The sequence below is a fragment of the Fibrobacter sp. UWH9 genome, from assembly GCF_900129715.1.
In the GTDB taxonomy this organism is placed as follows: domain Bacteria; phylum Fibrobacterota; class Fibrobacteria; order Fibrobacterales; family Fibrobacteraceae; genus Fibrobacter.
The window spans coordinates 47,609-70,683 of sequence record NZ_FQWP01000011.1 but is presented as its reverse complement, the minus strand read 5'-3'; the positions used below and the strand labels follow the sequence as shown (position 1 = coordinate 70,683).

21 protein-coding genes and 1 tRNA gene are annotated in these 23,075 nt (G+C 48.4%); 15 read left to right on the top strand and 7 right to left on the bottom strand.

The features are described 5' to 3' along the window. The first annotated feature begins 1 nt into the window (after position 1). Together BUB94_RS10405 and BUB94_RS10400 are read left to right on the top strand one after the other, a co-directional pair. Positions 2-835, top strand: a complete 834-nt coding sequence (locus BUB94_RS10405) for a deoxyribonuclease IV (protein WP_073159920.1) — start codon at positions 2-4, stop codon at positions 833-835. Between the two features lie 58 nt (positions 836-893). After that, entirely contained in the window at positions 894-2,654 is a 1,761-nt protein-coding gene (locus BUB94_RS10400; RefSeq protein ID WP_073236782.1) for a glycoside hydrolase family 9 protein, read from the top strand. Here BUB94_RS10400 and BUB94_RS10395 read toward each other — a convergent pair. The 4 genes from BUB94_RS10395 to BUB94_RS10380 form a co-directional block, all read right to left on the bottom strand. Next, entirely contained in the window at positions 2,634-3,455 is an 822-nt protein-coding gene (locus tag BUB94_RS10395; RefSeq protein WP_073159924.1) for an ElyC/SanA/YdcF family protein, read from the bottom strand. The genes BUB94_RS10400 and BUB94_RS10395 overlap by 21 nt on opposite strands. A 16-nt stretch (positions 3,456-3,471) precedes the next feature. Further along, positions 3,472-3,915 carry a ribosomal protein S18-alanine N-acetyltransferase gene (gene rimI / locus BUB94_RS10390; RefSeq protein WP_073159926.1) on the bottom strand — a complete coding sequence of 148 codons (444 nt, stop codon included), beginning with the start codon at positions 3,913-3,915 and terminating at the stop codon, positions 3,472-3,474. Between the two features lie 18 nt (positions 3,916-3,933). Next, the gene (gene tsaB / locus BUB94_RS10385) at positions 3,934-4,581 is read right to left on the bottom strand and encodes a tRNA (adenosine(37)-N6)-threonylcarbamoyltransferase complex dimerization subunit type 1 TsaB (protein WP_073236779.1); all 648 of its coding nucleotides are present in this window, start codon (positions 4,579-4,581) and stop codon (positions 3,934-3,936) included. Positions 4,582-4,749: 168 nt separating this feature from the next. Next, complete coding sequence (locus BUB94_RS10380; RefSeq protein ID WP_073159930.1) at positions 4,750-5,784, bottom strand: D-alanine--D-alanine ligase family protein; 1,035 nt, start codon at positions 5,782-5,784, stop codon at positions 4,750-4,752. Between the two features lie 264 nt (positions 5,785-6,048). On the opposite strand from BUB94_RS10380, the gene BUB94_RS10375 reads away from it, so the two are divergent. Continuing rightward, the gene (locus BUB94_RS10375; protein WP_073236776.1) at positions 6,049-6,969 is read left to right on the top strand and encodes an NAD-dependent epimerase/dehydratase family protein; all 921 of its coding nucleotides are present in this window, start codon (positions 6,049-6,051) and stop codon (positions 6,967-6,969) included. Between the two features lie 117 nt (positions 6,970-7,086). Here the strand turns inward: BUB94_RS10375 and purF are convergent, their stop codons facing one another. Both purF and BUB94_RS10365 read right to left on the bottom strand, forming a co-directional pair. Further along, positions 7,087-8,472 carry an amidophosphoribosyltransferase gene (purF, locus tag BUB94_RS10370; protein WP_073236773.1) on the bottom strand — a complete coding sequence of 462 codons (1,386 nt, stop codon included), beginning with the start codon at positions 8,470-8,472 and terminating at the stop codon, positions 7,087-7,089. A gap of 244 nt (positions 8,473-8,716) precedes the next feature. Next, entirely contained in the window at positions 8,717-9,625 is a 909-nt protein-coding gene (locus BUB94_RS10365) for a geranylgeranylglycerol-phosphate geranylgeranyltransferase (RefSeq protein WP_254793718.1), read from the bottom strand. A gap of 107 nt (positions 9,626-9,732) precedes the next feature. Between BUB94_RS10365 and BUB94_RS10360 the strand changes: the two genes are divergently transcribed. The 12 genes from BUB94_RS10360 to BUB94_RS10305 all read left to right on the top strand — a co-directional run bounded on the left by BUB94_RS10360 (position 9,733) and on the right by BUB94_RS10305 (position 21,608). After that, the gene (locus tag BUB94_RS10360) at positions 9,733-10,110 is read left to right on the top strand and encodes a desulfoferrodoxin family protein (RefSeq protein WP_073236767.1); all 378 of its coding nucleotides are present in this window, start codon (positions 9,733-9,735) and stop codon (positions 10,108-10,110) included. A gap of 93 nt (positions 10,111-10,203) precedes the next feature. Beyond that, entirely contained in the window at positions 10,204-10,533 is a 330-nt protein-coding gene (locus BUB94_RS10355; RefSeq protein WP_073159940.1) for a hypothetical protein, read from the top strand. Further along, the gene (gene rsgA / locus BUB94_RS10350; protein WP_073236765.1) at positions 10,523-11,788 is read left to right on the top strand and encodes a ribosome small subunit-dependent GTPase A; all 1,266 of its coding nucleotides are present in this window, start codon (positions 10,523-10,525) and stop codon (positions 11,786-11,788) included. Before BUB94_RS10355 ends, rsgA begins: the two co-directional genes overlap by 11 nt. A gap of 1 nt (position 11,789) precedes the next feature. Then, complete coding sequence (locus BUB94_RS10345; protein WP_073236762.1) at positions 11,790-12,197, top strand: hypothetical protein; 408 nt, start codon at positions 11,790-11,792, stop codon at positions 12,195-12,197. Then, entirely contained in the window at positions 12,194-12,823 is a 630-nt protein-coding gene (locus BUB94_RS10340; protein WP_073159946.1) for a hypothetical protein, read from the top strand. Before BUB94_RS10345 ends, BUB94_RS10340 begins: the two co-directional genes overlap by 4 nt. Then, the gene (locus tag BUB94_RS10335) at positions 12,813-13,454 is read left to right on the top strand and encodes a nicotinate-nicotinamide nucleotide adenylyltransferase (RefSeq protein WP_073159948.1); all 642 of its coding nucleotides are present in this window, start codon (positions 12,813-12,815) and stop codon (positions 13,452-13,454) included. The genes BUB94_RS10340 and BUB94_RS10335 overlap by 11 nt, the downstream gene beginning before the upstream one ends. Before the next feature lie 211 nt (positions 13,455-13,665). Beyond that, on the top strand, positions 13,666-14,658 hold the full coding sequence (locus BUB94_RS10330; protein ID WP_073236759.1) for an RluA family pseudouridine synthase: 993 nt from the start codon (positions 13,666-13,668) through the stop codon (positions 14,656-14,658). A gap of 91 nt (positions 14,659-14,749) precedes the next feature. Next, positions 14,750-14,822, top strand: a tRNA-Asn gene (locus BUB94_RS10325). 84 nt (positions 14,823-14,906) lie between these two features. After that, positions 14,907-15,305 (top strand): hypothetical protein, encoded by a 399-nt coding sequence (locus BUB94_RS10320; protein WP_073159952.1) that lies wholly within the window; start codon positions 14,907-14,909, stop codon positions 15,303-15,305. 32 nt (positions 15,306-15,337) lie between these two features. Then, positions 15,338-16,756 (top strand): MBOAT family O-acyltransferase, encoded by a 1,419-nt coding sequence (locus BUB94_RS10315; protein ID WP_073236755.1) that lies wholly within the window; start codon positions 15,338-15,340, stop codon positions 16,754-16,756. A 58-nt stretch (positions 16,757-16,814) separates the two neighbouring features. Next, positions 16,815-19,910 carry a hybrid sensor histidine kinase/response regulator gene (locus BUB94_RS10310; protein ID WP_139259146.1) on the top strand — a complete coding sequence of 1,032 codons (3,096 nt, stop codon included), beginning with the start codon at positions 16,815-16,817 and terminating at the stop codon, positions 19,908-19,910. Beyond that, the gene (locus BUB94_RS10305) at positions 19,911-21,608 is read left to right on the top strand and encodes a Na+/H+ antiporter NhaC family protein (RefSeq protein WP_073159958.1); all 1,698 of its coding nucleotides are present in this window, start codon (positions 19,911-19,913) and stop codon (positions 21,606-21,608) included. A gap of 87 nt (positions 21,609-21,695) precedes the next feature. Here the strand turns inward: BUB94_RS10305 and metK are convergent, their stop codons facing one another. Further along, positions 21,696-22,892 (bottom strand): methionine adenosyltransferase, encoded by a 1,197-nt coding sequence (gene metK / locus BUB94_RS10300; RefSeq protein ID WP_073236749.1) that lies wholly within the window; start codon positions 22,890-22,892, stop codon positions 21,696-21,698. Between the last annotated feature and the right edge of the window lie 183 nt (positions 22,893-23,075).

Sequence of the window (23,075 nt, the reverse complement as noted above, 5' to 3'; positions counted from 1 at the left end):
TATGTTGCATATCGGTTGTCATCTTTCTTCTTCGAGCGGTTTCCTTGCAATGGGGCAGACCGCTCTTTCTATTGGTGCAGATACATTCCAGTTTTTTACCAGGAATCCTCGTGGCGGTGCGGCCAAGCCTTTTGACAAGGCGGATGCTTTAAAACTGGTTGAATTGCTGGAAGCGAATCAGTTTGCCCCCATTTTGGCCCATGCTCCCTATACGTTGAACGCCTGTGCTGCAGATGAAGGCTTGCGTCAGTACGCAGAAGATGTAATGGCCGATGATATTTTCCGTATGGATCATTTTCCTGGAGCGATGTACAACTTCCATCCCGGAAGTCATGTGAAGCAGGGGGCTGAAGTCGGTATCGAATTTATTTCGGCTATGCTGAACCGTCTGCTGAAACCGTCCCAGAAGACAACTGTCCTGCTGGAGACCATGGCTGGAAAGGGCTCTGAAGTGGGTCGAACCTTTGAGGAATTGAAGGCTATTCTCGATAGGGTAGAACTTTCTAGCAAGATGGGTGTCTGCATGGATACCTGCCATGTCTTTGATGGTGGTTACGATATTGTGGATCATCTGGACGATGTGCTGGAGCTGTTTGACAGGGTGATTGGTCTGGACAAGCTGAAGGCGATACATCTGAACGATAGCAAGAATCCCATGGGTAGCCATAAGGATCGTCACGAGGTTATTGGTGGCGGTTTTATTGGCTTGGAAGCTTTAACCCGTGTGGTAAATCATCCTTCCTTAAAAAATTTGCCGTTCTATCTTGAAACCCCCAATGAATTGCCAGGCTACGCAGCCGAAATCGCCTTGATGCGGAGTCGGTTCCAAGAGTAAACGTTATTTTCAAATAAAGGAGTCCATTTGTCGGGCTCCTTTAATATATTCTTAGGGTATGGACGCCCAAGAACAGTTAAACATGCCGATTCGATATAACCATATAGGTTATTTGCCTAATGGTCCCAAGGTTTTCTTTTTGAATCCCCGCTGCCTAGATGTGGAGGAGTCTCAATGGCCGATGCTGTATTACCGTATTGTCGGTGCGTCGGGTTTTGCTGATTACAAGGGCTGTTTTGAAAAGGGCTCTTTCAAAAATGACGGCGTCTGCGGTTATACGGGGGAATCCCTCTGGAGCGGAACTTTTTCCAATGTTCACGAAACGGGCTCCTATCGTATTCTGATTTTCTTGGGTAGAAATTCCGGTAATGACCGTCTGCTTTTTGAGTCGCCTGCATTTGAAATTTCTGATGACTGGGTTCTTAGACAGCTGAAGGCCAACATCAAATCTTTTTATTTCCAGCGTAGCGGTGTTGAGCTGACCCGTGAATTTGCAGGACCGTGGGCAAGGCCTGCAGCCCATTTTGACGACTGCATCAAGTTTCATGCCTCCATGAACCGCGAAGGCGTGTGGAATGCCCATGGTGGCTGGTATGATGCCGGTGATTATGGCAAGTACATTGTGAATGGTGGCGTTTCTGTAGGAACCCTTTTGCTTGCCTGCGAACTGTGTGATGAACGTTTGCGCCAAAAGAAGGCTAAGGGATCTCTTGCCGAAGATGTGATCAACGAAGGTGGAACCTTCAATTTGCCTTTTAGTCTGAAAGATGAAATTCGTTTTGAACTGGATTTCTTCTTGAAAATGCAGGATGAAGATGGGGGCGTTTTTTTCAAGGTGACTCCCGAACGTTGGGATGGCTTTGTGACTCCGACGGTTTCTGATTCCACGCGGAAGCGTTTGATTCTTGGTAAGTCAACTACATCGACCTTGAATTTTGCTGGGTGTATGGCTGCGGCCAGCCGCGTCTATCGTGGTTCCGACCGAGCTTTTTCCAATCGGTGTCTGGGGGCTTCTATTCGGGCCTATCAGTGGGCTTGCAGGAATCCTGAGGCGGATTGGCCTCATAATACAGAAGGCAGTGGCGGCTATGGAGACTCCTGTTATACGGATGAGTTTTTCTGGGTCCGCAGCATGCTTTATCGTGAGTTGCAAGGCGTGAAGAGTTTCCCGAAAAAGTCCATGGATAGTTTGCGTTCAATCCTCTTGAAGGATATGGATAAGAACAAGATCAAGCTGGGACTGGACTGGCGCGATACCCAGAATTTTGGGTGGATTGCTCTGGCCTTGCAGGACTTTGACGTGGAACTTCGAGATCGAGCCCGTAAGACTCTAGAGGGTGCCGCCGCCGAGATAATTCGCTTACAGCAGGCGGATCCTTATGGATTGTCGATACGGAGTTTTATCTGGGGTAGCAATGGTGAAATTTCTAACCATGCGCTAACCTTGATGGTTGTAAACACCTGGCGGAAAACCGTAGAGGGGCAATCCTTGATTAAGTGGAGCCAGGAACAGTTGAATTTTGTCTATGGACGTAATCCGTTGAATGTTAGCTTTGTGACGGGATCTGCCTGGAGTTCGCCTAAACGCCCTCATCATCGTTTGAGCCATTCAGACAAGGTGGTGGACCCTATTCCGGGGTTGCTTGTGGGGGGAATCAATGCGGATCGTCAGGACTTGCATCGTTTTCCGACATATCCTAATGAATTGCCCGGATACTCTTACACCGATGAACAGTGTTCCTTTGCCAGTAATGAAACAGCCATCAACTGGAACGCTCCGTTGACGGCTGTATTGGCTTTACTCGTTGCTTATAACTGAGTCTGTTGTTTCTTTAGCAGGCTCGGGAATGGTATCCACGGCCTTGCTTTTTTCTGAAACCTTTGGAATCAAGGACTGCAAATCTACAACAGGATTTTTCTGTTCTTCAAATTCCTTGAGGGACTGAATCCTTTTGTAGAAGGCGGAATCATTGGGTGTTAGAATTCCTGCCGGCCAGAGTTCAAATGTGGCCATAGCCAAGGCTGCCCATTCTCTAATCCAGGTCTTGCGGGATTCGCGATTGGTGTACCAGGAATCGGCGTTGTACTGATAATGGTGGATGTCTACGGTCTTGTATACAGGTTTTTCTCCAGAAAGGGTCGAGAATATTTTCTTGACTCGGTGGGAGGCGGCTGCGGAAGTCAGCAGCAAGACCGTGTCGGCATTGTGTTTCTTTAGCCAGGGGATAATGGTGAAGGCTTCGCCGATGGTGGAGGCATCGTCGTGAGGGGCGAGGAAGACCGCGTTGCTGTCGAAACTTCCTAATCTCATAAATTCTTCGACGTAGAATTCCGCGTTGCTGCGGTTGCGTAGGCAACGTCTGCCTAAAATCAGGACGGAGTCGGCCTGGCCGTTAGCGACAAGGTCTGCTGCGTAGTCAATACGTTCCAGGTCTGCTGATTGTCCGTCGAGAACGGCAACCCAGGTAACGTGGTTTATTTCGTCATCGTCAACCAGCCAATGGCCGCTTTCTGTGATGACCAGATAGAAAAGGATGATGACAATGACTGCTGCCGCTGCGATGAGGCTTGCAATAATGCGGCGTGCGCGGATCTGCTTTTTGCTGAGAGACTTTGCCAATTGAAACTCCTAATATTTAGGAACCTGTCTTGTAGAGTACAGCATCCTCTCCATCGGAATAGTACTTCTTGCGGGTGCCATAAATTTTGAAACCGTTCTTCTCGTAGAATCGTCTTGCCTTTTCGTTACCGACTCGGACTTCCAGAAAGCAACAGTCTCCTTCCGCGAAATTTAGCTGGCTGAATCCTGCGTCCAGAAGTTGCTGACCGATTCCCTTTTGCTGTTGATGGCCTTGGGTGGCGATACTTAACAATTCGGAGTCGGGGCCTAGGATATGGAAAATTGCGTAGCCGAGAATAGCTGGTTGCGGTTCGTTGTCGGATTCGTACACCAGACAGCTGGCGTAATTTGCGCGGATCTCGCTGGCGAACTGTTTTTCGTTCCATTCCTGAAACTGCAGTTCTTCCTGTATGGCAAGAACTGCTGGAATGTCTGCAATTTCCATTTTGCGGATTGACATCGATTCTCGGGTAAAACTCTATTTGAGTTTTTCGAAGTAAGATGGCTGGATGTAGTTGGCTTCCTGAATCAGACTGGGCGGAACCTTGGTAAATAGGGACGTCCACATGTTCAGAGGCTTGCCGGTGTCAAGAACGGCGGCTGCCGCGATTTCTGCAAACAGTGCGCTCAAGGTTTCATCGGCGGAGGCCGCTTCATCCACAACGACGGTCTTTACGGGATGTGCCTTAAGGCGTTCTACTACTTCGGTGGTCTCGATAAAGCTTTCTTCGGCCTTGCCATCAACTGTCTGACGTAAGTACCAGTAACCAGGGCGTGCACGGATTACCACGGCGACTTCGGCTGAATTGTCGTTATCGCCAAAGCATTCCAGAGCCTGCAAGGTACTGACTCCACAAAGTTCACGTTTGCCGCTAAAGCAAAGTCCCTGGCAGAAAGCGACTCCCGTACGGAGACCGCTAAAGGATCCCGGTCCCACAGTGACTAGCACTCGCTTGATGTCGTCTAGCTTTGCGCCTACGCGGGCAAGCAGATCGTCTAGAATAGCGGATGCGGTTTCGCCACGGGCAGAAGCATCTACAGTCTCCTGGTACAATCCAGACGTGCTGTCGGATAATCCCATGGAAATCCCCTTACGGGAAGTATCAACAAAAAGATCAAGTTTCATTTGCTCTCATTTACAAAGTATGAATTATGAAGTACGAGACTAAATAATCGCGGCCTTGCCGCCTTACTTGATCTAATAATTCATAATTCGTAAGGCTAGTGTAAAGCGGAAAGGATAAAGCGTAAAGAAGAATCTATATCCTTTAACCTTTAACCTTTATTTATCCTCTTACCTCTTAATGTACAGGCTCTTTTCGATAATCATGTCGATGAGCTGGCTGTAGGTAATACCGTTGCAGGCGGCCTGCTGGGGCAAGAGGCTTGTGGGGGTCATGCCGGGCAGGGTGTTGGTTTCGATAGCGAACAGTTCACCGTCCTTGGTAATGCGGACGTCGGTACGGCTATAGCCGGCACCACCCAGAGCGTAGTGAGCGTTCTTCACCAGTTCCTGGATGCGTGCGGTCAGTTCCGGAGCAAATTCAGCCGGGGTCACTTCCTTACATTCGCCGTTGTACTTGGCTTCGTAGTCGAAGTATTCGCGGGTGGTCATGCGCATTTCGGTAGGCGGCAGGGGCTTTTCACCTTCGATGTAGCCGCAGCTAGCTTCGCCACCGGCAATGAACTTTTCGCAGAGGAGGCGGTTGGAATCCTTGAACAGGTCCTGGGCAATCTTGCCGGCTTCGTCAAGATCCTTGGCGATGCCGATACCGATGGAGGAGCCGCCCAGCGGGTCCTTGATGACCAGGGGGAAGCCCAGTTCGTCAGCAACACTTACCAGGGTGTCGCCAGTAAAGTCGTGCTTGAATATCACGCGGTAGGGCGGAGTGGGAATGCCGTTGGCGCGATAGATTTCCTTGGACTTGATCTTATCCATGGCCAGAGCGGAAGCCAAAAGACCGCAACCGGTGTAGGGGATACCCCAGTTTTCAAGAAGAGCCTGCACATGGCCGTCTTCGCCCCACTTGCCGTGGAGTGCCAGGAAGGCGATGTCGGCGTCGGGAAGTTCAGAAAGGGCGGGGTTCTTCTTGGTGTTGGCGGCAGTGCCTTCCAGACCGCGGAAGTAGTTCACGGAGAAGTTGTCTTTCTGGTAGGGGGAAAGTTCGCGGGAAGACCAGTGCCAGGTACCATCCTTGTCGATAAGGACCGGGTGGATGTTGTATTTGTCGGGATTCATGGCGCGGACCACACCGGTACCGCTAACTACAGAAACATCATGTTCGGTGGACGGACCACCCATCAAAACGAGAACGCGCATACGTGCCATATAAAACCTCTTGAAAATCTTACCTTGACAATGTAGTAAATATACAGTGGTTAGTGATTAGTGGTTAGTGATTAGTGATTAGTGGTTAGTGGTTAGTGACCTGCATCCCGAAGCCCAAACCTCTAGGAGCGAAGCTCCGACCTCATACCTCAAGCGAAGCGTTCCTCAAATGTCCCAATGTGTTTACGGGGGAAAACTTTTTTGCGTCCAGTTTTTTTTGTTTCTGGGTTTTGCTATGTATATTTCTAAAAAAAGAGGTAAAATATGAAGGTCTTTGTTACCGGTGGAACTGGTTTTATTGGTCACTATGTAGTCCGTGCCTTGCTTGCCAAGGGGCATGAAGTGGTTATCGCCACGCGTCATCCTAATAAGGTTCCTTCTTTACAGAAAATTCCCCAGGTTAGCTTTGTTGAATGTGCTTTAACCGACTTTGAAAAGATGGCTCAGGGCTTGGTGGGCTGCGATGCCTGTATCCATGTGGCTCTGGGGTGGGGTGAGACTCCCTCTACCATGCTGATGAACGATACCCGTGCGACCGTTAATTTGTTGGAAAGTGCGGCGGCAGCGGGGTGCAAGAAGTTTATTTATACCAGCAGTACCGCAGCCATGGGACGTATACGTCCTGTAATGCGGGAAGTAACCTGCAATCTGCCCATGGATCTCTATGGGGCTACCAAGGCCGCAGGCGAAGCTTTTGTGCTGGGATTTTCCCATGGTTACGGGGATCAGTTCCCCAAGGTGGAAATGGCTCGCAATATTATCCGCCCGGGGTATACTTTCGGTAATCCCGCTTACCCTGATGGTTGCTGCCAGCCGGACCGTCGCTTCTTCGATATCGTAAAGGCCGTCAAGGAAAACCGCGACATCAATATTATCAAGAATGATGGTACCCAGTTTATTTTTGCTGGTCATCAGGCTGAACTTTATGTGAATCTTCTGGAATCCGACTTGAATGAGGAAATCTTCCTCGGTATGTCTGAATGCTGGGTGAGCTGGAAGGAAATTGCCCAGATGGCTCTTTCTTTGAAGCCGGATTCCACTTCTAAAATTGTGGAGAAGGATTTGGGTTGGGGCGATGATCCGATTCTGTTCGATGTCAGCAAGATTAAGGATCGTTTTGGCCTAGCTTTTGATCCCCATGAACAGCTGATGGAACATGTGAAGTGGAATTTTGAACAGGTCTAGTAAAAAAAGGCTTTCCATTGGAAAGCCTTTTTAGCGTAAAGCGTTAATTAGCGTAAAGCGGAAAGGTTAAAGCGTAAAGGAATATCTTTAATCTTTCTCCTTTCACCTATATCCTAGCTAGCCGCAGCGGAACTTGTCGGCGTCAATACCGATATAGTCGGGATAGTCGTTGTTGAAGCAGGCGGCGCAGTAATTTTCGCCTTCGCCGGTGCATTCCTTCATACCTTCTACGCTGAGGTAACCCAGGCTTTCTACGCCCAGCATCTTTGCGATTTCGTCGGGAGTCATGGAACTGGCTGCAAGTTCGCCCTGGCTGGGGAAATCCATGCCGAAGAAACAGGGGTGTGCTACCGGAGGTGATGCAATACGGATGTGGACTTCGAGAGCGCCTGCGTCACGGAGCATCTTGGAAAGGATCTTCAGGGTGGTGCCGCGGACGATGGAGTCTTCCACCACGCAGACGCGCTTGTTCTTGAGGACGCCTTCGATGGGGTTGAACTTCAGTTTTACCTTCTGTTCACGGACGTTCTGGGTGGGGTCGATGAAGGTACGGCCCACATAATGGTTACGGAGCAAGCCAATTTCAAAGCGGATGCCGCTGGCCTGTGCGTAGCCCAGGGCTGCGGTAGTGGCACTGTCCGGAACGGAAATGACGATGTCTGCGTCTACGGGACATTCCTTGGCCAGCTGCTTGCCCATCTTGCGGCGGACCTTGTCGCAGGACTGCTCGAAGATCTTGGAGTCCGGACGGCTGAAGTATATGTACTCGAAAATACAGTGGGCCAGACGGTCCTTCTGGGTGAAACGTTCGGAATGGAGGCCGTTATTGGTAATGGTCAGGAATTCGCCGGGCTGGATATCGCGAACGTAGTTGGCTCCCAGCAAATCGAAAGCGCAGGTTTCGGAGGCCACGCACCAGGATTTTCCCATGCGGGCGATGCTTAGGGGGCGGAAGCCGAAACCGTCGCGGGCCACGTACATGGTGTCCTTGCTGATGAATATCAGACAAAAACAGCCGGTGAATTTGGTAATAGCTTTCTTGATTGCTTGTCCCAAGTCATCGGCTTCTGTGCGTGCGATTTCATGAAGAAGAATTTCTGAGTCTGAGGTGGTCTGGAAGATGTGACCTTCGTTTTCCATTTCCTGACGCAGTTCGGTGGCGTTGGTGATGTTACCGTTGTGAACTACTGCCAGCTGGCCCCACTTGCAGCTCACCAAAATGGGCTGGGCGTTTGCCAGGGTGCTTGCGCCAGTGGTGCTGTAACGAACGTGGCCGATGCAGGTGTTACCCGGGCATTCGTCTACGTTGTGTTCTTGCAGGAGGGTGGAAACCAGACCCATGGACTTACGGACGCGAATCTTGTCGCCGTCGGTCACTGCAAAGCCTGCGGATTCCTGACCGCGGTGCTGCAGAGCATACAGACCCATGGTAACATTGCGGACTACGTTCTCGCCATTGAAAATGCCGATGACGCCGCATTCTTCATGAATTTCTTCGAGCATAACGCCTCTTTGGAAATGAAATTCCCTCTGCCTCAGGGGCCGTAGCTCACCGCATTTGGTGCAAGCAAGGGAATCAAGCGGCAAAAAAGTTAAACTCTGCCGAAAAGGACGTTAAGGGTCTTTTTTTGTTATTTTTTGACGAATTTTGCCTAAAAAAGCGGTTTTCTTTACAGACTATGTAAAAACGAACCTTTTTTCAAGTTTGCTTTTACATTTTCTGTCACCCATATTTTGGGCTTTCGGTCTATATTGCCGTGCTGATCACCAGGGCGATTAGGCCAACAAACATGGATATCTTGACTAGTTTCTGGGATTTGCGGTAGTTCTGTTTTTGTGTCTGGATAAGAATTGTCGCAAATGTGGGGGTCAGGGTCGCCAGGGTTAGAATCAGAAAAATGGTGGAATAATATCCTTGGATCGTGGGAAGGGGGAGGAGCATCCAGGTAAAGACAAGGATGGCGCCTGCAAGGCGTCGGGCTGTAGGGGCGCCTGCGGCAATGGGGAAGGTGATGATGCCTGCCATCAGGTCGCCAGATTCGTCTTCAAGGTCCTTGTAGATTTCGCGGACGGTTGTAAGCAGGAATGCAAACATCATGGCGGGGTACAGAAATCCGAATTTCGCACTCAGGCTCATGGGTTCAATGTCGGTTTCTCTGGGGATAATCGGGTAGATGAGAGTGAGGATTAGCGGGGTCGTGCATAGGAATGCCACGGTCATGTTCTTCAGCAGGGGAATGTGCTTGAGCTTCTTGTTGTAGGCGATAAGCAAAAGGACAAGAGCCGCAAAGAACAGGGAGGGCGTCGCATAGGCTCCGGATAAAATGCCGTCGGCAAGTCCGCACGCAACGGTAAGAATTGCCATGACGATCCATGCTGTTTTTGCCGCGCTAACGCTGATTCGGCCACTGGGGAGAGGACGGTTCGGTCGATTCTTCTTGTCGCTTTCAAAATCAAGAACGTCGTTTTGAATATTGCCAAATCCGATGGCGCACGCAAAGCCCAAAATTTGGAGACTCAGGGTTGTAAAGCTGATGCCGCGAACGGTAACTCCCTCATCAACTCCGGGAAAAATTCCCAGTAAAAAATACCCAACTACCAAGGTAACCGAGGCTATGGCAATGTTGACAGGACGAGTCATTTTGATTAAGGTCATGAGCATATTTGAAAGATAGAAAGATGAAAAAATGAAAATTTTCATTTATGGTCTAAAAAATGACTATTTGGTATATTATTATCGCCTTTATCCTAAGGAGGTAGAATATGGAAATGGCATTTTATCGTTGCAACGAAAGTGGCAATATTATCATCGACGTGAAAAGGAACGAGGCTCCCTCGGAATGTTTCCTGAACATGGAAAAACTTGTTCCAAATACAGTTGATGCGGCCAAGGAAAAGCATGTTCCTGTTGTGGTTCTTACTGAAAACGCAGCAAAGGTTTCCGTAGGTTCTGTTGCACACCCCATGGCCGCTGGACATTATATTCAGTGGATTCTTCTGGAACTGAAGAATGGGTATCAAATTAGATACTTGAATCCGGGAGATGCTCCGGCCTGTGTATTCCCCATACAAAAGGGAGACGAGGTTATTGCTGTGTATGAATATTGCAACCTCCATGGCCTTTGGAAAACATCCGTCTAGTGAGTGAATTGTTAAACTTTAATTTGTTGGAGCCGCACCTAGGAAGTGCGACTCTTTTTTTGCAAGAAATACTTTTATATATTTGTTTCTTGTATGGCATTTTTCACGAAAAGCAAAATAGAAGACCTGAGAAGAGAGGCTGATCAGCTTTCGATTTGTATCGAACATTTTTTGTATGCTTCGGAAATCGTCCCCGAATGGGATTATAAGACTCGAGGCTTCTACGACAACTGTATCGAAAAATGTAATGGACGTCTTAAGGCCATCCACTTCATTATGGAATCCATTCGCAGGGGCCGCCCTGTGACGGAAGCGGAATTGGATGAAGCCCGCGAACGGGAAGATTCCGATGCGGGCCTGGCGGCCAAGAAACGTGTGGAAGAAAAGAAGAACTTGAAGAACGGAGTGGCCGATGAGAAATGACCTGGGTCGAAATGTCGACTTTGATCAGGATTTCGATGCTGAAGAAGAACTGCCTCTCCGTTCTGTGCGTCCGACTCGCCGCGACCATCGCAGCCGTCGTATTGACGTGATGAAGGAACTGGAAAGTGGTGTGGTGGATGAACGCCCTATCAAGGAGCGTTATAGCCGAGAATTCAAGAAAGCGAAAATCAAGAAGGTGAAAAATCCCATCGAGAATATCGGTGAGGAAAATTGCGTAGAGGGCTTGGTTCTTGAAGTCCACCGCCGCACCTGCGAAGTGCGATTAGAGACGAGAGACGAGAAATTTGAGACGAAAGACGAAAGTAGCTCGGAATCCCTTTCTCCTTTAAACTCTCCGCTTTCCGCTAATATCGTAACGGCCATGTACCGAGCCACTACATCCAAGACTTTGGGCGAATTCCCTGCTGTGGGTGACCGCGTGCTTCTTGGGCAGGTAAATGACGCCGAAGATGAAGGCGATGGTGTCGGCTCACAAAAGTATTGTGTGGTACGTGTCTTGCCCCGCAAGAGCGAACTGAAGCGCCCCGGTCCCCGTGATAGCTTTTACAAACAGCAGACCTTGGCTGCCAACATTGATCAGGTGGTCATTGTAGCAAGCGTTACCCAGCCGGAATTCAACTATGGTTTTATGGACCGCTTCCTGCTGGCAGCAAATTTGAATGACCTGCCTTTCGTGCTGGTTTTGACGAAGATGGACCTGCTTCCCAATGGCGAGGCCGACCTTTCTGATGATATCCGCGACTTTATGTCTATTGCCGACAAGGTGATTCCCGTAAGCGTAAGGAGCGGTGAAGGTCTTGAGGTCCTTCGTGCGGAACTGGATGGAAAGTCTTCTGTTTTCAGTGGTCAGAGCGGGGTAGGTAAGTCCACCTTGATCAACGCCTTGGTTCCTGAAGCTGAACTTCAGACTGGTGCCGTCCGTGAACGTGATGGCAAGGGCCGCCATACTACAACGTCTTCTAGTCTGTTTGACCTTCCCCTGGAAGATTTCCCAAAGGGTGGTGTGGTCATCGATACTCCGGGTATCCGCAGCATTGGCCTGATGGATATGGATGCTGAAACCCTGGCCAAAATTTTCCCGGGTTTCTTCGATGGAGACCTGTTTACCTGCAAGTACAGCAACTGTATTCATGTCAAGGAACCGGGCTGCTCCGTGTTGGCTTCCGTTGAAAATGGATCCCTATCCCGCGCTCGTTATGCAAGCTATCTCCGTATTTTGAATTCCAAGGATTGATATGGATTTTGTGGCTAAAATAACATTGGTTGCCGCGGTCGTTCTGCTGGGATATAATCTTTACCAGCTAATGACTGGTTATGAGGCTGTTTGTGACAAGGTTGAAGAATTTAAACGTCTGGCTAAGGAAAGCGAATCGGATGAGATTGCTGTTAAGCGATCTAATTTTGTGCTGACAGGCTTGATGTCCCTGACGTTTGTTTCGCTGGTCTTCTTTTCAAACTTTGCCTATTGGGTTATTGGTTTTGTTGCTGCAAAGATGATCTGTACCGTCATTCTTTCGCACATGGAAATTGTACAGATTTTTTCGCTTTCGAAAATTGACAGAAAATTTTTTATGTGGACCAAAGTTGACGCGGCTTCGAATGTGGCTGTGGGTCTTGCTGTGGCTGTGGTGTTAGTATCATGAAAAAAATTATTGCCATTGTTCTTTTTTGTATTTCGGTTGGGCTTGCCCAAGTTGCCGGTGCTACCGGTTATACGGGGGCTTCTGGGGCCGCTGGAACTTCTGGCGCTGCCGCTGGAGGGAATGCCGAAGGTTCTGCGTCTACCACGGGAATTAGGACTCCGTTTTTCGTGGGTGCAGCCTTAGGTTTTGGTTCCGGAACTGGTGTTGGTTCTGAACGCGGCCTGGGACTTCGCCAGATAGAACCGATGGTTGGTGTCTGGTATCCGGGATTTGGCTTTGTTCGCGTGGGCTACGGCTTTTTCGATTATGAAGAATCCCTAGACGGTAAGAATGACTATGAAATTGAGCACTCCGACTTTGATGTTGTGCTGGGTATTCATCTTTTGGGCGAACTTTACCTGATGGGAACCTATTCTCGTGTAAAGGAATTGAGCGATCTCGGAGACGTTGCCTGGAATGAATGGGGTGCCGGTTTTGGAACGATACTTAACATTTTTTCGAAGACGATGCTGGTTGCCGAAGTGGAATACCGCTGGGTCCTGGATCACTTCGATCCGTTTCTCGAAAAGAACGTGAACGGAAGTCGCTTGCAGTTTAATATTGGGTTTGCCGCTTATGTCTTCTAGCAATTTTGAAAAAAATGTAGCTGTTCTGGGCGGTGCGTTTGACCCTGTTCATAACGACCACATCCGAGTTGCGAAAATTTGTCTGGAACGAGGCTTCTGCGATGAGGTATGGTTCATGCCTAGTCCTGATCGTTGGGATAAGATTCTGAATGCTAGCGCTGAAGATCGTTTTGCCATGTTGGAACTGGCCTTTGCTGGTGACAATCGTCTGGTTCTTTCCGATCTTGAAATAGAGCAGGGCGATTATCGCGGGTCTTATGTGTTCCTTATGGGGCTCAAGGAAAAATTCCCGGAAATTAATTTCCGGTTGCTGACTGGAGCTGATACTTACGAAGGAATTCCTCATTGGCGTGATCCCATGAATTTCTTTGGCACGAACTACAATGGGCACCTGTTGTTGCGTGATATCGAGTTGATTGTGTTTGCCCGCAATGGGTATCCGCAACCTGATATGAAGAAGCATAAGGCTAATGGTTATGCAGATCTTCTATGGCTTGGGCCTGATGAAGGCTTTGAAGGGATTTATTCCAGTACGGCCATCCGCAAGGCTCTGTTGTGTAACGAAAAACCCGAAGGCCTGGATCCAAAGGTTTATCAGTATATCAAGGACCACAACCTGTACAGAGACTAGTTGGGAGCGAACAATTAACAATGAACGGTGAAGCGTGTGCGTGTCATTCCGAGCGGAACAACGTGGAGTCGAGGGATCTTGCAGTTTAATTATGAATTATCAATTACGAGATACAAATTAATAAGCAAGACGCCTCCGACGCGACAATACTAACTCATATCTACTACCAACTTCCTACTTCCTACTTCCTACTTCCTACTTCCTACTATCTATGCCCGTTCCTTCTGATATGTATTTTGAAAGCGTGGTTCAGCCGGAACATAACGGCTGGCTCTTGCTGGATTCCTTGTGCGCCCGTTTTACCTATCATAGCAGGACTGATTGGTCTGAAAAACTTTCCCGCGGTCTGGTAACGATTAATGGGGTTGTGGCTGACGAAAACTCTGTGGCTCATAAGAACGACAAGGTGGTGTACCATGTGGAAAATTACACCGAACCTGAAGTTCCTACGAACTATGACGTGGTTTTCGAAGATGACGAATTCATGGTAATCGCCAAGCCTGCCGGCGTTCCGGTTCATCATACAGGGCGTATTTTCTATAATACTTTTACCTCCATTGTTCGTCGAGGAACGGATTGCGAAACGGCGACTCCCATGCATCGACTTGATCGGGATACGGGAGGCTTGATGCTGTTTGCCAGGTATGCAGAAACCGCTGCCCGTTTTCAGAAAAATCTGGACCGAATCTTGCTGAAGAAGTTCTATATGGCGGTGGTCCGTGGGAATTTTCCTGAGGAAGCCGTTGACTGTCAGATGCCTTTACGCGAAGATCCCAATGACCACCTGCGCTTGCGCATGCACCATTTTGACGACGGAAAACCGTGTCATACGGTTTTCCGCAAGGTCGGGGCAGGGGTAGCCTCTGCCGGGAATTATTCCGTGGTTGAAGCGGAACTGATCACCGGACGAAAACATCAGATTCGCGCACACCTGTCGGAATTAGGATATCCGATTCTTGGGGACCGCCTATATAGTTTTGATGGCCGTTTTTATGAAAAAATGTCTGATGCCGTGGCAGAAGCCCGTGCCCGAGGTGAGCTGAGCAAGGAAGAGGCCTTGTCCGATGAAGATTATGCGATTCTCGGGGCTAGAACCCAAATGCTGTACGCCTATAAAGCTGAAATACAGTTGCCCTACTGGAAAGAACCGCGAACTTTTGAGTGCCGGAATTTCCCAGACGAAATGAAAGCCCTGGTTCCATAAAGATTTTTCACTTTTTTCGAGAGAAACCCTTGACAATAGTGCAGAATAATCTATCTTTGGCACCATCAATGAGGAAACTCACTGACCTGATTGCTTCATAGCTCAGTTGGTAGAGCCCGCGACTGTTAATCGCGTTGTCCTTGGTTCGAGTCCAAGTGAAGCAGCTTAAAAGACCCGTTCGAAAGAGCGGGTCTTTTAGTTTTTCTAAGGGGGATTTAGTTATATTTAGAGAAAAACTAAGGAGCTTTATGTTTAAGAAGTTTGCGCTTGTTCTTTTGGCTTTTGTTGCCTTTACTTTTGCCGATCCTATTTCTGTGGAAGGTCGTTTGACTGAAATTCCTGGTAAGATGCCGTCTAATGACCTGTACAGCTATGTGTATGTGTTCAAATATAAAGTTCTGGCTGTTACAGCCGGCAAATTGGATGCCAAGGAAATTCTGGTAGGTGTCTATAATCCCCTGATCGCCCGCGGTAAGGTTACCGACAAGATGGCTGACAAGGCCAAGGGGAATGTTGGCGAGTTCAAGGCCAAGGCCAAGCACAAGCTGAAGTTGATTCCTCTCGAGGGCAACTGGGATGGTGCCGTAGAAGATGAATACTTCGACGACGAAGCTCCCCGCTATCTCGCTGTAGAAGTTAACGAATAGTCCTTCGCCTCTCATACCTCATACCCTTTTTCATGGTCTTTTCTTCCCAGATATTCTTGTTCTATTTCCTGCCGACGTTCCTGGTCGGCTATTTTGTGTTGTTCAAGTTGGGTGCTAGACATTCCTACCTGAACTTTTTCATAACTGTCTTCAGTTACATCTTTTATGGTTGGCTGGAACCTTGGCTAGTGTTCTTGATGCTTGGTTCCACGCTGGTGGTGTACTATTCCGGAAAATTGATTTCTGCGGAAGGGGCTTCCCGTTTCCAGCGGAATTTTGGGCTTGGCCTTGCCATGGTGGTAAATATGGGGGCGCTGGCCTTCTTTAAATACTACATGTTCGGCATGGGAGCCATTAATACCGTTATAGAAAAGTTCGGGGGCGAACCTTTCCATGTGATGACAGTCCTGCTTCCGGTGGGTATTTCTTTCTATACCTTCCAGTCCATGAGCTACGCCATTGATATCTGGCGCGGTACTGCACCTCCTGTCAAGAACCTGGCGACCTTTGCCTGCTATGTGGCTCTGTTCCCCCAGCTGGTGGCTGGTCCTATTGTCCGCTATAATACGGTGGCCGAGGAACTGGATTCACGTACTCATACCTTGGAAAACTTTGTTCGTGGTATAATGTTCTTCTGCTTCGGTTTTGGCGAGAAAATTTTCCTGGCCAATAACGTAGGCATTATTGCAGACAGAGTATTTGCCGCCGATGCTCCGGGCGTGCTGAATAGCTGGTGGGGCGCTCTGGCCTACATGTTCCAGATTTACTTTGACTTTTCTGCCTATTCCAACATGGCCATCGGTCTTGGCTTGATGCTGGGTTTCCACTTTCCTAGGAACTTTAATGGCCCGTACAGAGCCAAGAGCATTACGGAATTCTGGAAATACTGGCATATTTCCCTAACCAGCTGGTTCCGTGACTACCTGTATATTGCCCTGGGTGGTAACCGCGTAAGCAAGGGCCGCTTGTATCTGAACCTGTTCCTGGTGATGTTCGCTAGTGGCGTGTGGCATGGCGCAAACTGGACTTTTGTCTGTTGGGGACTCTATCATGCGTTCTTCATGATTATTGAACGCGCCCATAATAAGGAAGCCTTGTATTCTCGCGCTCCGAAGCTTGTTCAGGTGATCCTGACTCAGGTGATTGTGTTGTTTGGCTGGGTACTGTTCCGTGCAGACAATATTGGCGAGGCTTTTAGGATGTGGAAATCCTTGCTTGGTCTTAATGCAGTCAGCGGAGCCGACCCGATTCTTGCTGCGGAGATATTTACACCGAGCTGCGTATTCTTTATGGGTGTGGCGGGGCTTTTGTCTTTCTGGCGTTTCCGCTCATATGATTGGTGCAGTGAGATTTCTACAAAACGAGTGATTCTCGCTCTTGTTGTTTTTGTTGTGGCGGTGCTGGCCTTGTTTACGCAAAGCTATAACCCTTTCTTGTACTTCCAGTTCTAGTTCTAGCGAATAGGCGAAATTTACTTTTTTGTTATCTTTCTTCATAAGGAGAAAGATTGTGAAGTTTCGTAGCGTATTGACATCTAGGAAAGGATCGCTTTTCGAGGAATTGCGACGTTTGTCTCGCATGAGCCTCATTGAATATGTCTTGACCTTGATTGCCATGATTTCAGTTTTGCTGGTCGTGGTTGTCTACATATTCAATTCCTTCTATAAGGTGGTGAAAGACCAGACTTTGAACGATGGGCTGACCAATGTGGGTATTGTGGCTGAACGTTTGGACAATACCATCGAAAGGGCAATTGATGCCGTCAATGTTAGCAGTTATTCCCTGGAATCCCTGGTTGAACCGTCTTATGGGAACCTGGAAAAATTCCTGGTGACCCAGAACAAGATTTATTGCGAAAGCGTAAGTAACAGCTTTAGTTCCATCTATGTGCGCTACGACAGCATTTTTGTCAGCGGTGATGGATGGATTCCGCCGGAAGGTTTTGACTTTAACTCCCGTCAGTGGTATAGCGAGGCTCGCAAGCATCCTGGCGAGGTGGCTATCATTACCCCCTATGTGGACGAAGATACCAGGAAGCAGGTGATTTCCATAAGCCGGACTTTTGCAGATGGTCATGGTGTGGTTTCTGTCGATATTCACATGGATGTTTTCTCCAAACTTCTTGAAAACGTTAATCAGGCCGGCTTGAAGAATAGCTTCATTGTTTCTAAGGATGGCTTTGTAATGGTCAGTGCCGATTCTTCTATTACAGGGAAGAATTTCCTGGAGATGGATTTCTGGCAGACCGAGAATGCAAATCTGGTTAAACTGTTGTTGCAGAATGACCGTGTCGAATCCCAGAAGGATACAGTCCTTACCAATAGGGTGCTGAAGACTCGTCTTCATGGGTCGAACAACGTCGTATTCTATCGCGTTGTATACGATTCCTTCTTTGTTGTCATGGTGGCCGATGAAAATGAACTTTATGATTCCGTGCAGCGAATCCTGATGCTTAGCATTATCCTTTCGTTGTTCGTGATTCTTGTGATTGGTGCGTTTGTGACGACCAGCTTTATCAATGGTGCTGTCGCTAGTCGAGCCGCACGTGACCAGCTGAAGATGAAGAAGGAACTCCAGAAGAACTTTGATATTATTAGCACCTTGGCTGGTACTTTTGATTCTGTTTGCTATGTGGACGTCTCTACCAAGTTGGTGTTCCCTTATTCTATGGGGGATACCTTCGCCGAAAAATTAGGGTCTGCCGGTTTTGTTGACTTGTCCTATGATCAGGCTTTGGTGCTCTTGCTTAGGTCTATTGTCCATCCGGATGATATGGAACTTGTTAGTAGGGAGTCTAGTTTCCAGAATGCGATTGAAAACCTGAGAGGAAAGAAATCCTTTGGTTTCCAGTGTCGAGCTCTTGAACATGGTGTATACCGTTTCCACAAGATTTCCTTTATCAAGTCTGATGCATCCGAAGAAGTGTCCTCCTTTGTCGTGGCCATTGCCGACGTAGATGATGAAATCCGTCGTCTTCAGAGTTACCAGCTTGAACTTGAAAATGCAAAGACCCGTGCAGAAGAAGCCAATGTGGCCAAGAGTAGTTTCCTGGCAAACATGAGCCATGAAATCCGTACGCCGATCAATGCAATCATGGGCATGAACGAGATGATTCTTCGTGAATCCAGTGAATCTCAAATTCATTCCTATTCTGAAGACATTAAGGGCGCGAGCCAGATGTTGCTTTCCATCATTAACGACATTCTTGACTTCTCCAAGATTGAAGCGGGTAAGATGGAAATTGTGGAGGTCCGTTACGATCTGGGATCTGTCTTAAATGATGTGTCTACTATGATCGGGGTAAAGGCCGAACAGAAGGGCCTTGAACTGAATGTCTATGTAGACGAAACGATTCCCAGTTTGCTGTTTGGCGATTCCGTTCGTATACAGCAGGTGATGCTGAATATCCTTAACAATGCCGTGAAGTACACTGAAGCGGGACATGTGGATTTCCGGATCAATATGGAAAATCGTAGGGTTGATCCTGAGTATGGAAACATGGCTGACCTTGTTATCCAGGTGGAAGATACGGGTATTGGTATCCGCGAACAGGATCAGTCCCGCCTGTTCAAGAGTTTCCAGCGTCTGGACCTGGTGCAAAATAGAACGATTGAGGGTTCTGGACTGGGCTTGGCCATTACGTCAAAACTGGTGGAATTCATGCATGGTTCTATCAGTGTGAATAGTGTATACGGCAAGGGTTCTACGTTTACCGTTGTAATCCCCCAGATGATTATCGGTAGCTCTCCCATTGGAAATTTGCAGAAACGTTATCTGGATTCCAAGAATCAGGATTCTGTTTCTCAGGATTGTATGACTGCGCCTGATGCCAAGGTACTTGTTGTGGATGATAACAACATGAACCTGCGTGTGGCTCAGCACTTGATGAAGCATACGCAAATTCAGGTGTCTACATGCAACAGCGGTATGGAATGCCTGGAACTTATGAAAAAGGAACATTTCGATGTCATCTTCCTGGATCATATGATGCCTGGTATGGATGGTATGGAAACCTTGAAACTTTCGAAGAAGTTGTTCGGAAATAAGTGCGCAGGTGTTCCCATTATTGCATTGACGGCTAATGCTATCGTTGGTGCCAAGGAAATGTACCTGGAGGCGGGTTTTGATGGCTATATAGGCAAGCCAATCAGAATCGAGGACCTGGAAAAGGCTCTCTTGAAATTCCTGCCTAAGGATTTGATTCGCTATTCGAAAAAATCATCTCCCGTAATAGAAAATGTTTCGGAAGTTGTTTCGGAACCGGAAGAACAGCTGATTGATGAAAGTGTCGGTATGAATTACTGTTCCGGCAACCGCGAATTTTATATGGAAGCGCTGGAAATGTATGAAGAAGCGTTTGCAGAAAATGAATTGCGTTTGAAGCGGAATTTTGAAAATAAGGATTGGCAGGATTATAGCATTGTCGCACACTCCATCAAGAGTAATTCCATGATGATCGGAGCCCTGAAATTTTCAGAGTTGGCCAAGAGTCAGGAATTTGCAGGAAGAGACTGTCAGGAAGCGCAGATTCTTTCGCAGTTTGAAACATTCCTTGCTGATTACAGGAAAGTATGCGAAGCCTGTAGAAAGATTAGGCAGGCTTAGATGAACTGGATCCGACGTCATAAATTTGTGGGAGCCATAAGCTTCTTTATCGTGCTTCATATTTGGCTGTTGCTGGTCTATGAAGAAGGAATGGTGGGGTCTGTCTGGTGCCTGTTGCCTGCTATAACCGCCATTTCCATGTGTGTTGTGACAAAGGAAGTTTTCTCGTCGCTGCTTTACGGGTGTTTTTCCGGGGCTATTCTGATGATGTCTACCAATGACCTTGCAGATATTCCTGGTAAGGCGCTCCTCTGTATGGTGGGCGGCGATGGAAGCAACGTGGGGCTTCTTGACATATTGGGCAATTCCAGCAACCTTGGAATTATTTTGTTCCTGGTTTCGGTGGGAATTGTTGTGGACCTAGTTAACAGAAGTGGAGGGCGTTTGGCCTTTACCCTTTGGCTTTCTTCCCATGTGAAGAATCGTCGCGGGGCCCTACTGTTTACCCTATTGCTTGGTGTTGTCTGCTTTATTGATGACTACTTCAACTGCCTTACCGTCGGGACTGTGGTCCGCCCGGTTACAGATTCCCATAAGATTAGCCGTGCGAAGTTGGCGTACCTTGTGGATTCTACTGCAGCCCCTGTTTGCATGATCGCTCCGCTATCTTCCTGGGTTGCTGCCGTTTCGGGTTATGTCGAAACCGATAAGATTAACGGCATTGACCTGTTCTTTATGCAGATTCCCTACAACTTTTACTGTCTGCTGACAATCCTGATGATTGTTTTCATTTCGCTGCTGAATATTGACTTTGGCCCGATGCTTCGTCACGAAGCCAATGCGCAGCTTAATGACGATGTCTATTCTACTCATGACCGCCCCTTTGAAGATGAAGAAAAGAAGGAATCTCTAGAACATGTAGGTTCCATGTGGGACTTTATCATACCTGTGGTGGCTTTGTGCGTGTGTAGCCTTGTGGGCATTCTCGCGACTGGCGGTCTTTTTGACGGGGTTGGCTTCCTGGATGCCTTTGCCAACAGCGATGCTTCCAAGGGACTTGCCGTAGGTGGTTTTGTAACGAACATTTTTGCCCATTTCTATTTTAGATTACGTCAGAGCGTTTCCTTTGCGGATTCCATGAAGTCTATACCCGACGGCATTAAACAGATGGTGGTGCCCATTGCCATTTTGACTTTGGCCTGGCTCTTTGGAAATATCGCTAGACAGGGGCTTGGAATCGGAATTTTCTTTACGACTTTCATTGGCGATTTTGGTGCCTATGTGAAGTTCCTTCCGGCGTTTATCTTTCTGCTGGCTTGCTTCATGGCGTTTGCGACGGGGACAAGCTGGGGAACGATTGCGATCTTGGCTCCGATTGTTGTTTCGATCCTTAACTACGCGCAAACTCCGTCAACCTGTGTGATTGGCCTGTCGGCGGTCTGTGCGGGAGCAGTCTGTGGAGACCATAGTTCTCCTATTTCTGATACGTCCATTATGGCTTCTACGGGCGCTCATTGTTCCCTGATGGACCACATTGTTACGCAGCTCCCCTATGTGGTTCTTGTAGTATGCATTTCCTTTATCGGCTTCTTGATGACAGGCTTTGTTCAGAATCAAGTTATCTGCCTGTTCATGACGGCGATTCTCTTGATGGCATCCCTCTTGGTGATTAAGGCGATTGTCATGGTTCGGCATGTGGGACTATTCGAAGAAATGGCCGATGCCAATGGTGATTTTAGCGATATAGATGAATACTAGGTCGCGGGCCTAGAACGCTAACTTTATAGAGAACATAAAAAAGAGGGCCGTTGAAAAACGGCCCTCTCTTTTCGTCTTAAACGGAAGTTACTTGAGCTTAGCGGCTGCGGTCTTTAATGCAGCTGCCTTGTCGGTCTTTTCCCAAGTGAAACGTGCGCCTTCACGACCGAAGTGGCCGAGGGCTGCAGTTGCCTGGTAGCCGGGCTTCTTCAGGTCCAGCATCTTTACGATGCCAGCGGGAGAAAGATCGAAGTTCTTAGCGACGATAGCTTCGATGTCGCGGTCGCTGATCTTGCCGGTGCCGAAGGTGTTCACCAGCACAGAAACCGGCTTGGAGTAGCCGATGGCGTATGCCAGCTGTACTTCGCAACGGTGGGCGAGGCCTGCAGCCACAATGTTCTTTGCAACGTAGCGGGCTGCATATGCGGCAGAACGGTCCACCTTGGAAGGATCCTTACCGGAGAATGCGCCACCACCATGACGACCCATGCCGCCGTAGGTGTCCACGATGATCTTACGACCGGTGAGGCCGCAGTCGCCGTGAGGTCCGCCAACCACGAACTTGCCGGTGGGGTTGATCAGGTAACGGGTGTTCTTGTCGAGAAGCTTGGCAGGAACAACCTTCTTGATGAGCTTTTCGATGATTTCCTTTTCGATAGTCTTGTGCTTCAGTTCCTTGCCGTTCACGAATTCATCGTGCTGGGTAGAAATGACCACTGTGTCTACGCGGACCGGCTTGTCGTTTTCGTCGTATTCCACGGTGACCTGGGACTTGGCATCCGGACGGAGCCACTTGATCTTGCCCTTTTCGCGGAGGTTCTGAATTTCTTCCATGAGCTTGTGAGCCAGGCTAATGGGCAGAGGCATCAGTTCCTTGGTTTCGTTCACGGCATAACCGAACATCATGCCCTGGTCGCCTGCGCCCTGCTTGTCGTCTTCCTTACCGTCGGCAGCCTTGGCGTCCACACCCTGAGCGATATCGGGGGACTGCTTGTCCATGGCGACGAGAACGGAGCAACCCTTGTAGTCGAAGGCCAGTTCCGGATTCACGTAGCCGATGCCCTTGATGGTCTTGCGGGCAATCTGCTGGTAGTCGATCACTGCCTTGGTGGTGATTTCACCGGAAATGACCACGAGGCCGGTGTTCACGAGAGTTTCGCAAGCGACGCGGCTGTTGGGGTCCTGTGCAAGGCAGGCATCCAGGATGGCGTCGGAAATCTGGTCGCAGACCTTATCCGGGTGACCCTTGGATACGGATTCAGAAGTAAAGAGATAATGTGCCATTATTGGCTCCTTATGTAACAGCACCGAAAAGAATGTCGCGTTTTTGACAATCCCAAGCGCTGAAAAACAACTATTTGTGTCGACCCACGAATTTAGCAAAATGCGTAAACATGGACCATGAAGCGAATCGTTAAATCTGTAAAAAAACGTCTAGTTTTTTGAAAAACTAAAAGACCCGTTCTT

Bases quoted from the DNA above. Each gene is read 5' to 3' on its own strand.
- rimI (WP_073159926.1), bottom strand. From the start codon at position 3,915: ATGTCAATCCGCAAAATGGAAATTGCAGACATTCCAGCAGTTCTTGCC.
- BUB94_RS10400 (WP_073236782.1), top strand. From the start codon at position 894: ATGGACGCCCAAGAACAGTTAAACATGCCGATTCGATATAACCATATA.
- BUB94_RS10315 (WP_073236755.1), top strand. From the start codon at position 15,338: ATGGTCTTTTCTTCCCAGATATTCTTGTTCTATTTCCTGCCGACGTTC.
- BUB94_RS10380 (WP_073159930.1), bottom strand. From the start codon at position 5,784: ATGGCACGTATGCGCGTTCTCGTTTTGATGGGTGGTCCGTCCACCGAA.
- BUB94_RS10375 (WP_073236776.1), top strand. From the start codon at position 6,049: ATGAAGGTCTTTGTTACCGGTGGAACTGGTTTTATTGGTCACTATGTA.
- purF (WP_073236773.1), bottom strand. From the start codon at position 8,472: ATGCTCGAAGAAATTCATGAAGAATGCGGCGTCATCGGCATTTTCAAT.
- BUB94_RS10345 (WP_073236762.1), top strand. From the start codon at position 11,790: ATGGATTTTGTGGCTAAAATAACATTGGTTGCCGCGGTCGTTCTGCTG.
- rsgA (WP_073236765.1), top strand. From the start codon at position 10,523: ATGAGAAATGACCTGGGTCGAAATGTCGACTTTGATCAGGATTTCGAT.
- BUB94_RS10365 (WP_254793718.1), bottom strand. From the start codon at position 9,625: ATGACCTTAATCAAAATGACTCGTCCTGTCAACATTGCCATAGCCTCG.
- BUB94_RS10305 (WP_073159958.1), top strand. From the start codon at position 19,911: ATGAACTGGATCCGACGTCATAAATTTGTGGGAGCCATAAGCTTCTTT.
- BUB94_RS10335 (WP_073159948.1), top strand. From the start codon at position 12,813: ATGTCTTCTAGCAATTTTGAAAAAAATGTAGCTGTTCTGGGCGGTGCG.
- tsaB (WP_073236779.1), bottom strand. From the start codon at position 4,581: ATGAAACTTGATCTTTTTGTTGATACTTCCCGTAAGGGGATTTCCATG.
- BUB94_RS10330 (WP_073236759.1), top strand. From the start codon at position 13,666: ATGCCCGTTCCTTCTGATATGTATTTTGAAAGCGTGGTTCAGCCGGAA.
- BUB94_RS10360 (WP_073236767.1), top strand. From the start codon at position 9,733: ATGGAAATGGCATTTTATCGTTGCAACGAAAGTGGCAATATTATCATC.
- BUB94_RS10340 (WP_073159946.1), top strand. From the start codon at position 12,194: ATGAAAAAAATTATTGCCATTGTTCTTTTTTGTATTTCGGTTGGGCTT.
- BUB94_RS10355 (WP_073159940.1), top strand. From the start codon at position 10,204: ATGGCATTTTTCACGAAAAGCAAAATAGAAGACCTGAGAAGAGAGGCT.
- BUB94_RS10405 (WP_073159920.1), top strand. From the start codon at position 2: ATGTTGCATATCGGTTGTCATCTTTCTTCTTCGAGCGGTTTCCTTGCA.
- BUB94_RS10320 (WP_073159952.1), top strand. From the start codon at position 14,907: ATGTTTAAGAAGTTTGCGCTTGTTCTTTTGGCTTTTGTTGCCTTTACT.
- metK (WP_073236749.1), bottom strand. From the start codon at position 22,892: ATGGCACATTATCTCTTTACTTCTGAATCCGTATCCAAGGGTCACCCG.